This is a genomic window from Streptomyces sp. NPDC007983 (genome assembly GCF_042958345.1).
Taxonomy (GTDB): Bacteria; Actinomycetota; Actinomycetes; order Streptomycetales; family Streptomycetaceae; genus Streptomyces.
This window is the reverse complement of sequence record NZ_JBIBJI010000017.1, coordinates 147,113-157,428: the sequence shown is the minus strand read 5'-3', so window position 1 is coordinate 157,428 and position 10,316 is coordinate 147,113. Positions and strand designations below refer to the sequence as shown.

General features: G+C 71.5%; 12 protein-coding genes. 4 read left to right on the top strand and 8 right to left on the bottom strand.

The features are described from left to right. Window positions 1–58: 58 nt before the first annotated feature. Window positions 59–1,015, bottom strand: a complete 957-nt coding sequence (locus tag ACFZCY_RS36210) for a hypothetical protein (RefSeq protein WP_391183212.1) — start codon at window positions 1,013–1,015, stop codon at window positions 59–61. A gap of 79 nt (window positions 1,016–1,094) precedes the next feature. Between ACFZCY_RS36210 and ACFZCY_RS36205 the strand changes: the two genes are divergently transcribed. The 4 genes from ACFZCY_RS36205 (at window position 1,095) to recX (ending at window position 4,495) form a co-directional block, all read left to right on the top strand. Continuing rightward, window positions 1,095–1,289, top strand: coding sequence for a DUF3046 domain-containing protein (locus ACFZCY_RS36205; RefSeq protein WP_391183209.1), 195 nt, complete (start codon window positions 1,095–1,097; stop codon window positions 1,287–1,289). Window positions 1,290–1,406: 117 nt separating this feature from the next. Next, complete coding sequence (locus ACFZCY_RS36200) at window positions 1,407–2,612, top strand: AI-2E family transporter (protein ID WP_391183207.1); 1,206 nt, start codon at window positions 1,407–1,409, stop codon at window positions 2,610–2,612. 137 nt (window positions 2,613–2,749) lie between these two features. After that, on the top strand, window positions 2,750–3,880 hold the full coding sequence (gene recA, locus ACFZCY_RS36195; RefSeq protein WP_391183205.1) for a recombinase RecA: 1,131 nt from the start codon (window positions 2,750–2,752) through the stop codon (window positions 3,878–3,880). A 3-nt stretch (window positions 3,881–3,883) separates the two neighbouring features. Further along, window positions 3,884–4,495, top strand: coding sequence for a recombination regulator RecX (recX, locus tag ACFZCY_RS36190; RefSeq protein WP_391183203.1), 612 nt, complete (start codon window positions 3,884–3,886; stop codon window positions 4,493–4,495). A 51-nt stretch (window positions 4,496–4,546) separates the two neighbouring features. Here the strand turns inward: recX and ACFZCY_RS36185 are convergent, their stop codons facing one another. The 7 genes from ACFZCY_RS36185 to ACFZCY_RS36155 form a co-directional block, all read right to left on the bottom strand. Continuing rightward, window positions 4,547–4,933: a rhodanese-like domain-containing protein gene (locus ACFZCY_RS36185; RefSeq protein WP_391183200.1), complete on the bottom strand. Its 387-nt coding sequence runs from the start codon at window positions 4,931–4,933 to the stop codon at window positions 4,547–4,549. Between the two features lie 5 nt (window positions 4,934–4,938). Then, window positions 4,939–5,484, bottom strand: a complete 546-nt coding sequence (locus ACFZCY_RS36180; protein WP_391183197.1) for a cysteine dioxygenase — start codon at window positions 5,482–5,484, stop codon at window positions 4,939–4,941. 60 nt (window positions 5,485–5,544) lie between these two features. Beyond that, window positions 5,545–5,634 carry a putative leader peptide gene (locus ACFZCY_RS36175; protein WP_324618140.1) on the bottom strand — a complete coding sequence of 30 codons (90 nt, stop codon included), beginning with the start codon at window positions 5,632–5,634 and terminating at the stop codon, window positions 5,545–5,547. Window positions 5,635–5,758: 124 nt separating this feature from the next. Next, complete coding sequence (locus ACFZCY_RS36170) at window positions 5,759–7,504, bottom strand: FAD-dependent monooxygenase (protein ID WP_391183193.1); 1,746 nt, start codon at window positions 7,502–7,504, stop codon at window positions 5,759–5,761. A gap of 161 nt (window positions 7,505–7,665) precedes the next feature. Next, window positions 7,666–8,601, bottom strand: coding sequence for an ABC transporter permease subunit (locus ACFZCY_RS36165; protein WP_391183190.1), 936 nt, complete (start codon window positions 8,599–8,601; stop codon window positions 7,666–7,668). Beyond that, window positions 8,598–9,245 (bottom strand): ABC transporter permease subunit, encoded by a 648-nt coding sequence (locus tag ACFZCY_RS36160; protein WP_391183188.1) that lies wholly within the window; start codon window positions 9,243–9,245, stop codon window positions 8,598–8,600. The genes ACFZCY_RS36165 and ACFZCY_RS36160 overlap by 4 nt, the downstream gene beginning before the upstream one ends. 96 nt (window positions 9,246–9,341) lie before the next feature. Then, window positions 9,342–10,253, bottom strand: a complete 912-nt coding sequence (locus tag ACFZCY_RS36155) for a transporter substrate-binding domain-containing protein (RefSeq protein WP_391183185.1) — start codon at window positions 10,251–10,253, stop codon at window positions 9,342–9,344. Between the last annotated feature and the right edge of the window lie 63 nt (window positions 10,254–10,316).

The window sequence follows — 10,316 nt, the reverse complement described above, 5'->3', positions numbered from 1 at the left end:
CCATCGTGCACCGCCCCACTGACAACGGGTCGTCTCCGCAGGTCGGCGCGGCGGCCTCTCAGACCGCCCGCCCGTAGGCGCGCAGCGTGAGCAGCGCCTCCACGGTCACCACCGCCCGCCATTCCAGCGCCGCCCCCGCGGTCCAGGTCCGCCGCCGGACCGGCCAGCCGCCGTCCTCCCGCTGCGCGTCCGCCAGGAAGTCCAGCGAGCGCCCCACCTCCGCGTCGGTGAACCAGCGGCGGGCCAGCGAGCCGGGCGTACGGGCGATGTCGTACACGAAGGTGTGCTCACCGGGGCCGTGCCCGGGCGGCAGGGGACCGTCCTCGGCGCGCTCGGGGTCCAGCACCACCAGCCGCCGCTCCCGCACCCGGCGGCCCAGCCGCTCGGCCATCTGCTCGGCGCGCGCCCGGTCCGGCGCGCCGTCCAGGAAGGCGACGGCCGCCCCCACCTCGTACGGTCGCGCCGGGGCGCCCTCCTCCAGCGCCGTCACCGCCGCCCAGCAGAAGTCCGTGGCCCGGAACAGCCAGGCGTGCCACACCTCGTTGCGGTGCAGCAGCCCCACCACGGGACCGGTGGTCAGCAGATCGCCGCGCGGATGGTCCGACGGCCGGATCCAGGGGGCGGCCGGGTAGTCGCGCAGCGACGGGTGGCACGCGGGCAGCGCGCCGTCCCGGGTGGAGATCGCGGTCAGATAGCGGCACAGCCGCTCGACCCGCTGCCCGCCGCAGCGGCCGATCCCGTCGAGCACCCGCAGGGCGTGCGCGGCGTGCTGCGGCTGGCTCACCGGTCCGCGCAGATCCGGCTCCAGGGCGTGGCCGTAGCCCCCGTCGGCGCCCAGGTACGCGGACAGCGCGGTCTCGACCGGCTCGGCGTCGGCGTCCTGGAAGTGATACGCGAACCGGCGCTGCTCGAGCACGCGTGCGGTCAGCCACACGAACCGCGCGGCGCGTGCGAGCGGCGAGGCGGGCGCGGGCGGCGTGGACGGGGAGGAGGGGACTGCTGCGGATCGATCCATGGGACAGACCGTAGGGCGGGAAACGCCCCCGGAAGGGGGCTCATGCCCCGGTGCACCCCGGGAGCGCGATACTGGTCGCATGCGGTTGACGGTCTTCTGGCAGCGGATGGCGGATCACTTCGGCGAGGGCTACGCCGACTCCTTCGCGCGCGATCATGTGATGTCCCAGCTCGGCGGCCGGACCGTCCACCAGGCGCTCGCCGCGGGATGGGATGCCAAGGACGTCTGGCGCGGGGTGTGCACCGCGATGGAGATCCCGGCCGAGAAGCGCTGACGAGCGCTGACGCCGACGGGCGGCGGCGGGCACCGGGCGCGGGCCGGGACGTGGGAGAGGGGGGCGGACTCCCGGGGTGGCCGGATTTTCTGGACGGGTGTACGCCACACTTGCCGGGTGGCCCCGACCGAAGAGACCCTCTCCCCCGACGCCGACGGCGTCCCGACCACCGCACAAGCCCCCAAGGACGCGCCGGCGCAGTCCGCGCGCATGCCGCGCTGGCTGCCCCGAGCCATGGTGCTCGCCCTCGCCCTGGTGGCCTGTTACCGGCTTGCCACCTGGGCCTTCGATCAGCTGACCGGACTGCTGCTGAACGTCCTGATCGCGTTCTTCCTGGCCCTCGCGATCGAGCCGGCCGTGGACCGCATGGCCGCGCGCGGCGTCCGCCGGGGCCTGGCCACCGGACTGGTCTTCCTCGGCATCCTCATCGGCGCCGCGGGCTTCTTCACCCTGCTCGGCTCGATGCTTGCCGACCAGATCATGACCATGGTCCAGGACTTCCCCAAGTACCTCGATCAGGTGGTCAGCTGGGTCAACGACACGTTCCACACCCGGCTGTCGCGGCTGGAGATCCAGGACAGCCTGCTCCACTCCGACTGGCTGCAGAGCTATGTGAAGAACAGCGCCGACAATGTGCTGGACGTCTCGACGCAGGTGCTCGGCGGGCTCTTCAGGCTCCTCACGGTGACGCTGTTCGCCTTCTACTTCGCCGCCGACGGCCCCCGGCTGCGCCGCGCGCTGTGCTCCGTCCTGCCGCCGAACCGGCAGACCGAGGTGCTGCGGGCCTGGGAGATCGCGGTCGCCAAGACCGGCGGCTACATCTACTCGCGCGGGCTGATGGCACTGATCTCCGGGGGCGCGCACTACATCCTGCTGGAGAGCCTGGGCGTGCCCTACGCCCCGGCGCTGGCCGTCTGGGTGGGGCTGATCTCGCAGTTCATCCCGACCATCGGCACCTATCTGGCGGGCGCCCTGCCGATGCTGATCGCCTTCACCGTCAACCCCTGGTACGCGATCTGGGTGCTGGTCTTCGTCGTGGTCTACCAGCAGTTCGAGAACTACCTGCTGCAGCCGAGGATCACGGCGCGGACCGTGGACATCCACCCCGCCGTCTCCTTCGGATCGGTGATCGCGGGCACCGCGCTGCTCGGCGCGGTGGGGGCGCTGATCGCGATTCCGGCGACCGCGACGCTGCAGGCGTTCCTCGGCGCGTACATCAAGCGCTACGACGTGACGGACGATCCGCGGATGCACGGGCGCACGCGGCGGCGCGGTGCCTCCGCGCTGGCGCGGGTGCGACACGCGCTGTCCCGGCGCAGTTGACACAAAAATCGAACATCCATTCTCATGGAGGCCCGGCCCGGTTATCCACAGGCCGAGCACGTCCGGGCCGCTTGTCAGTGGCAGGCGCTAGCGTCATGGACGTGAAGCGATCGACTCAAGCAAACCGGGTGGAACCCATGGCAGGAAACGACCGCGAGAAGGCGCTCGACGCCGCGCTCGCACAGATTGAACGGCAGTTCGGCAAAGGCGCCGTGATGCGCATGGGCGACCGGCCGAACGACCCCATCGAGGTGATTCCCACCGGGTCGACCGCTCTCGACGTCGCCCTCGGTGTGGGCGGCATTCCGCGCGGCCGCGTGGTGGAGGTCTACGGCCCCGAGTCCTCCGGTAAGACGACCCTGACCCTGCACGCCGTGGCCAACGCGCAGCGGGCGGGCGGCACCGTGGCCTTCGTGGACGCGGAGCACGCGCTCGACCCGGACTACGCGCAGAAGCTGGGTGTGGACACCGACTCGCTGATCCTGTCCCAGCCGGACAACGGCGAGCAGGCGCTCGAGATCACCGACATGCTGGTCCGCTCCGGTGCTCTCGACCTCATCGTCATCGACTCCGTCGCCGCTCTGGTGCCGCGCGCGGAGATCGAGGGTGAGATGGGCGACTCCCACGTCGGCCTGCAGGCCCGGCTGATGAGCCAGGCGCTCCGCAAGATCACCAGTGCGCTGAACCAGTCCAAGACCACCGCGATCTTCATCAACCAGCTGCGCGAGAAGATCGGCGTCATGTTCGGCTCCCCGGAGACGACGACCGGTGGCCGGGCGCTGAAGTTCTACGCATCGGTCCGCATCGACATCCGTCGTATCGAGACCCTCAAGGACGGCACGGAGGCGGTCGGCAACCGCACCCGCTGCAAGGTCGTCAAGAACAAGGTCGCGCCGCCCTTCAAGCAGGCCGAGTTCGACATCCTCTACGGCCAGGGCATCAGCCGTGAGGGCGGCCTGATCGACATGGGCGTCGAGCACGGCTTCGTCCGCAAGTCCGGTGCCTGGTACACCTACGAGGGCGACCAGCTCGGCCAGGGCAAGGAGAACGCCCGTAACTTCCTGAAGGACAACCCCGATCTCGCCAATGAGATCGAGAAGAAGATCAAGGAGAAGCTCGGCATCGGTGTGAAGCCCGCGGACCCGGCCGCCGAACCCGGCCCGGACGCGGCGGGTGCCGCGCCCGCCGCCGCGCCGCCGAAGGCCGCGGCCGCCCCGGCTGCCAAGTCCGGGGCGAAGGCGGCCAAGACCGCCGCGACGAAGAGCTGAACCATGACACGGCGGACCGACTGGCCGGACGGCCCGGGCCGTCCGGAGCCCCCGGACCGTCCGGATCGCGGCGCCCCCTCCTCGTCGAGGGCCGAGCAGGGGACGCCGCTCGGCCCGGAGGAGCAGGCGCGGGCGATCTGCCTGCGCCTGCTCACCGGGACCCCGCGTACTCGTAAGCAGCTCGCGGACGCCCTGCACGCCCGTGGTATCCCCGACGAGGCGGCGCAGGAGGTGCTGTCCCGGTTCGAGGACGTCGGGCTGATCGACGACGCGGCGTTCGCGGGCGCCTGGGTGGAGTCCCGGCACCACAGCCGGGGTCTGGCCCGCCGCGCGCTCGCCCGTGAGCTGCGCACCAAGGGTGTCGACTCCGCAGTGATCGCCGACGCCGTGGAACAGCTCGACGCCGACCAGGAGGAGCAGACCGCCCGCGAGCTGGTCGAGCGCAAGCTGCGCACCACCCGCGGCCTCGACCGGGACAAGCGGCTGCGCCGCCTCGCCGGAATGCTCGCCCGCAAGGGGTATCCCGAGGGACTGGCGCTCCGGGTGGTGCGTCGTGCGCTGGAGGAGGAGGGCGAGGACCCGGAGCTGCTGGAGCACCACTTGCCCGACGCCTGACCCTCCGGCCCGCGGGCCCGGGCCGACACGAGGGCGGCCCGGCTGCTCGGGTCAGTGCACCGGGAGGCCGGCCGCTCGCCAGGCCTGGAAGCCGCCGGCCAGATCGGTGGCCCGCGTCAGGCCCAGCTGCCGCAGCGAGACCGCCGCGAAGCTCGACGCGTAGCCCTCGTTGCAGACCACCACCACGGGCAGATCGTGGTGCGTCGCCTCGGGCAGCCGATGGTCGCACTGCGGGTCGAGCCGCCACTCCAGCTCGTTCCGCTCGACGATCAGCGCCCCCGGAATGGTCCCGTCGCGCTCCCGCAGTGCCGCGTACCGGATGTCCACCAGCAGCCCGCCCTCGGACTGCACGGCAGCGGCCTCCTCGGGCCCGATCCGGTCCAGCCCCTGGCGCGCCTCGGCCAGCAGCTCGTCCACGCTGCGCTTCGTCGCGCCCATCGTCGCTACTCCCATTCCTGCGGCCGCTCGACCTGCTCCAGCCGCAGCACCTGGCCGGTGCGGCTGTAGCGCCGCATCAGCGGCAGCGGCGGATAGTAGGCGTGCACCGACACCGCGTGCCGCTCCGACGACGGGTTGATGACCTCATGGACATGGTGCGCGCCGAAGGCCCGGCCAAGCCCGGCGGACAGCCGCCGTTCGCGGTCCACGCCCTCGGACAGTTCGAGGGTCTTCCAGCCCTCGGTGGGCAGGCGGACGGCCAGCGACTGTTCGTTCAGCTCACCGGCCGCCGTCACGAACGCCCCGTGCGAACCGCCATGGTCGTGCCAGCCGGTGCCGGTTCCGGGCGGCCAGGCGATCAGCCATGCCTCGCTGCCGCCCGGGCCGTCCAGCCGCAGCCAGGTGCGCCCCTCCGGATCGAGCGGGAGCGAGGCGACCAGGTCCGCGTCGGCGGCGGTACGACGGACGAAGTCCAGCAGATCGGCCGCGCTGGGCGGCGCGGCGGGACCGGCCGAAGGGCGCTCAGAGGAAAGAACAGATGCGTCAGACACGGGAACCGTCCTGGGTGATCGCGAAAGAGGCGCGGCGGGCCGCGCGGGAGAAAAAGCGGATCAACAGGACGGACGACACACGCAGCCCGCATAGCGGAGGAGGTCCAGATGGACCCTCCGCCAGAAGCGAGGCAGACCGGTGTCAGTCACGCTCCGCAGTGAAGCATGATCTGGAAGGGAAGGTCAATCGTGTCGGCGCGGGCCCGGAGCGCTCACACCACGGCGTACGACGTCAGCGGCATGGAGCGCGCGAGGGCACGTGACACACTCCTCACTACCGGCGGGCCGTGGCCTCTGTGTCCTGATGGCCTCGCTGCTCTGCGTCCGCACCCCGGGCGGTGTCCCCGCCCCGCGCCGCGTCCGCGCACGCGTACAGCTCGGCCGGCCGTACCCCGGACAGCGCCGCGGCGAGATGACCGTCCGGCCGCACCAGCAGCACGGTGTGCGCCGGAGCCCCCGGATACTCCTCGGCGACCAGCAGTTCCGTGCGCATCGGCAGGGCCGTGACGGCCGCCGCCAGCCGGGGCATCAACCCGGCACGCATCCAGTGGCGGCGGTCCCACACCCCGGTGCCCGGAGCGACCAGCACCACCAGCAGCTCCCGGCCCAGTCGCTCCGAAAGCCGCACCACCGCGCCGTCCGGCGCGGTCACGCGGACGTCGGCCACCGGAGCCCCGGTCGGCGTGCCCACCGTGACGGAGCCCTCCGGCGGCGCCGCGGGGGCCAGCGGGGAGCGGTTGTAGACGGGGGGCGCGCCCAGCGGGCCACGGCCGAGGTGACCGTCGGTGAGCAGCGCGTCATGGCCGCGCGCGCCGCCCGGCAGCACCGTGCGCCGTACCGCGTGCCACCCTCCGGCCGCCCGGACCAGCGGCAGCGCCTGGTCGGCGGTGCGCAGCCGTGCGGCGAAGGCCGTGCGCCGCTCCGCCTGATAGCTGTCGAGCAGGGCGTCGGAGGCGCCGTGGTGCCAGGCGAGGGAGAGCTTCCAGGCCAGGTTGCCGACATCCCGCAGCCCTTCTTCCAGCCCCTGGGTGCCCAGGGCGCCGTGCAGATGGGCGGCGTCCCCGGCGAGGAAGGCGCGGCCCACGCGCCAGCGCCGGGCGAGCCGGTGGTGCACGGTGTGCACGCCGGTGTCCAGAAGCTCGTAGGGGACCGCGGTCTCCTCGCACCACCCCGCGAGGGTGTCGCGCACCCGGACCATCAGGGCGTCCGGGGTGACGAGGTCACGGCCGGGCGGGAGCAGCCAGTCGATCCGCCAGACCCCGTGCGGCAGCGGCCGGGCGGTCACCTCCGCGTCGATGCTCCGCCACGGCGGGGAGCGGTGCAGCACGGCCTCGCCGGGCCAGGGGAGGTCGGCGCGCAGGGCGGCGACAGCGTGCCGTTCCACCGCCGTACGCCCGGGGAAGCGCACCCCCAGCTGCTTGCGGACAGTGGACCGGGGGCCGTCGCAGCCGACGAGATGGCTGCCCCGCCACCAGGTGGCCTGGGCGCCCCGGGTCCGTACGCTGACCCCGCGCGCGTCCTGCTCGACGGTCTCCACGCGGGTGCCGGGGACGATCCGTACGAGGTCCTCGTCACCGATCGTGGCCAGCGCCGCCCGCAGCGCCCGGGTCAGCTCGTGCTGCGGCAGATGCAGCGGCGAGGACACCGGCGCCTCGGGCTCGTCGTCCCGCGCGGCCCCGTCCCGCCGGTCGCCCTCCTGCGGGCCGCCGTCCCCGGAGGCGTCTGCCGCCGGGGGAGGGGCGCCGAAGAGCGGGCCGGGCTCCAGGGGTACGTGCCGGACGAGCTGGCGCCGGCGCAGCGTGCGCCACCCCGTCCACGGCCGCGCGCCGGCCGCGGCCCGGCAGCCCAGCCGCTCCAGCAGGGCGGCGGTGTCCGGGCGCAGCACGACGGTGCGGGCCAGGCGTGGCTCATCGCCCCCGGTGGTCTCGTCGAACAGCACGACGGGGACGTCCAGACGGGCGAGTGCGAGGGCCAGGGTGAGCCCGACCGGGCCCGCCCCGGCGACGATCACCGGGTCCACGGCGCGGTTCCCATGGCCCTGCGGGGCGTACGTGACGTACGGAAACTGGCAGTTGAAACCCGGTGAGCGATCACAGAAAGCATGCAACCGACTGCGAGTGCCCGCGTCAAGCGGCGACGGGCGGTGGCGCGCGCGCCACCGCCCGTCAGGACCCGCTTGCCTCAGTTGACCTTGCCGGCCGGCTGCTCCGGCGCGGGCTGCTCCACCGCGTCGAGGGCGTCGGCGGCCGCGAGCGGCTGGGCGGCGTCCGCGACCGGGATGCCGGTCTTGGCGCGTCGGCCGCGCCGTTCGATCCAGGTGGCCAGGGAGGAGAGGGCCAGACACATCGCGATGTAGATGGTGCCCCCGACGATGATCACCGGGACGTACGGGTTGTCGTCGTTGACGATGGTGTTGTTCGCGATCTGCTGGAGCTGGTACAGCAGCTCCTGGTAGGTGATGACGTAGCCCAGCGAGGTGTCCTTCAGGGTCACCACGAGCTGGCTGATGATGGTCGGCAGCATGGCCCGCACGCCCTGCGGGATCAGGACCGTCGTCATGACCTGGGTCTTGCTCATGCCGAGGGCGTAGGCGGCCTCACGCTGCCCGCGGGGGACCGCGTTGATGCCCGCCCGCAACACCTCGGCCTGCACCGAGCCGTTGTAGACGGTCAGCCCGACGACCAGGGCCCAGAAGCCGGTGCTGTCGCCGGTGAGGCCGAGGTCGGAGCGGTAGGTGAGCAGGAGCACCCACAGCACATAGATGGTGATCAGCAGCGGGATGGCCCGGAACAGCTCGACGAATCCGGTCGCGAGCCAGCGGACGGGCTGGTGGTCCGAGAGCCGGGCGACCGCGAGCACGACGCCCAGGACCAGCGAGAGCACCGACGCCACGGCGAACACCTGGAGGGTGGTGAGCACGCCGTCGCGGATGCTGGTCCGCACGCCCGCGTAGTTGAAGATCTCCCACATCTCCGGCGCGAACTGGCCCTTGGCGCTCAGCCGCAGGACGGCGAAGACGATCAGGCCGAGGACGGCGAGGGTGCCGATGACCGAGTAGACGCGGTTGCGGACACGGGCCTTGGGGCCGGGCGCGTCGTACAGGACGCTCGCGCTCATCGGGCCACCTCCAGACGGCTCTCCAGCAGTCGGAAAGCACCGCTGATGGTGAAGGTGATGACGAGGTAGCACAGGGCGATCCACAGGAAGATCCACCCGATCGCGAAGCCCTTGTCACTGAGTAGCTTCGAGACGTTGAACAGCTCGGTGTTGCTGAAGGCGCCCGCGATGGCCGAGTTCTTCGTCAGAGCGATGAAGATGCTGCTCATCGGAGGAATCACGGTCCGGGTGGCCTGCGGAAGGACGATCATCCGCAGCGTCTGGGCGAAGGTCATGCCCAGGCTGCGGGCGGCCTCCGCCTGGCCGAGCGGCACGGTGTTGATACCGGACCGCACGGCTTCACAGACGAAGGACGACGTGTAGCAGCCCAGCGCCAGCATCGCGAGAACGAACGGACTCGTTCCCGGGAAGAAGATCTGCGGGACCACGAAGAAGGCGATCAGGAACAGCAGGGTCAGCGGGGTGTTGCGCAACAGGGTGACCCACGCCGTGCCGAAGGCGCGCAGCGGCGGGATGGGGGACACCCGGAAGCCGGCCATGATGATGCCCAGGACGAGGGCGAGCGCCGCACTGGCCGCCGTGAGGGCCAGGGTTCCGAGGAACCCCTCACGGAACTGGGGCAAATGATCGAGGAGTACGTTCATCGATTCTCCGCGGTAGCGGTCGGGTCAGCGGCGTGCGGAGCGCACCGGCTTCACGGGTGAACGGGGGACCGGGGACCGGGCCTGCCCAGCTCCTGCTCAGTAGCGGGGCAGCGGGGTCTTCGGCGCGACGTAGGAGGAGCCGGACTTGCCGAGCGTGCCTTCGTACGCCTTCTTGTAGTCGCCGTTCTTGATGTGCTTCTCGAGCGCGTCGGTGATCGCGTCGCGCAGCACCTTGTCGCCCTTGTTCATCCCGATGCCGTACGGCTCCTCGGTGAACGGCTTGCCGACCAGCGTGAGCTTGGTGGGACGCTGGGCCGCGTAGCCCTTGAGGATCGCGTCGTCGGTGGTGACCGCGTCGACCTGGCCGTCGAGGAGCTGCTTGACGCAGAGCGAGTACTTGCTCAGCTCGGTGGTCTCGGCGCCGTACTTCGGCTTCTTGATCTCCTGGAGCGGAGTGGAGCCGACGATCGAGCAGACCTTCTTGCCCTTGATGCTGTCCGGCCCGGTGATCTTGCCCTTCTCGTCCTTGCGGATCAGCAGGTCGGCACCGGCCTGGTAGTACGGGCCCGCGAAGCCGACCTGCTTCTTGCGCTCGTCGTTGATGGTGTAGGTGCCGACGTAGTAGTCGACCTGACCCTTGGAGATGGAGGTCTCGCGGACGTTGGAGTCGACCGTCTTGAAGGTGATCTTGTCCGCGGAGAAGCCGAGGTCGGCGGCGACCATCTTGGCGATCTCGATGTCGAAGCCGGAGCGCTTGCCATCGGTGTCCTGGAAGCCGAGGTACGGCTGGTCGGCCTTGGCGCCGATGACGATCTTGCCGCGCTTCTGCGCCGCCTTGAGCGTCGGCGAGTCGAGCTTCACGTCCTTGGCGACGGTGTACGTGCCGTTGTAGACGTCGCCGCCCTTCGGCTTGTCGCCGGCGGGGCCCTTCTCGCCGCCGCAGGCGGTCGCCGTCGCCGCCAGCGCGAGTGCCACCGCTGCGGCCGCTGCCGTGTTACGCATCCTCATGGTGCTGCCCCATCCTTGGTTCCGTACGTCTTCGCAAACGTGGTGACTGTCCTGGCCACATGC

What these genes read in the sequence shown, in the direction of transcription:
- ACFZCY_RS36210 (WP_391183212.1), bottom strand. Translation starts at nt 1,015, where the DNA reads ATGGATCGATCCGCAGCAGTCCCCTCCTCCCCGTCCACGCCGCCCGCG.
- ACFZCY_RS36205 (WP_391183209.1), top strand. Translation starts at nt 1,095, where the DNA reads ATGCGGTTGACGGTCTTCTGGCAGCGGATGGCGGATCACTTCGGCGAG.
- recA (WP_391183205.1), top strand. Translation starts at nt 2,750, where the DNA reads ATGGCAGGAAACGACCGCGAGAAGGCGCTCGACGCCGCGCTCGCACAG.
- recX (WP_391183203.1), top strand. Translation starts at nt 3,884, where the DNA reads ATGACACGGCGGACCGACTGGCCGGACGGCCCGGGCCGTCCGGAGCCC.
- ACFZCY_RS36185 (WP_391183200.1), bottom strand. Translation starts at nt 4,933, where the DNA reads ATGGGCGCGACGAAGCGCAGCGTGGACGAGCTGCTGGCCGAGGCGCGC.
- ACFZCY_RS36165 (WP_391183190.1), bottom strand. Translation starts at nt 8,601, where the DNA reads ATGAGCGCGAGCGTCCTGTACGACGCGCCCGGCCCCAAGGCCCGTGTC.
- ACFZCY_RS36160 (WP_391183188.1), bottom strand. Translation starts at nt 9,245, where the DNA reads ATGAACGTACTCCTCGATCATTTGCCCCAGTTCCGTGAGGGGTTCCTC.
- ACFZCY_RS36155 (WP_391183185.1), bottom strand. Translation starts at nt 10,253, where the DNA reads ATGAGGATGCGTAACACGGCAGCGGCCGCAGCGGTGGCACTCGCGCTG.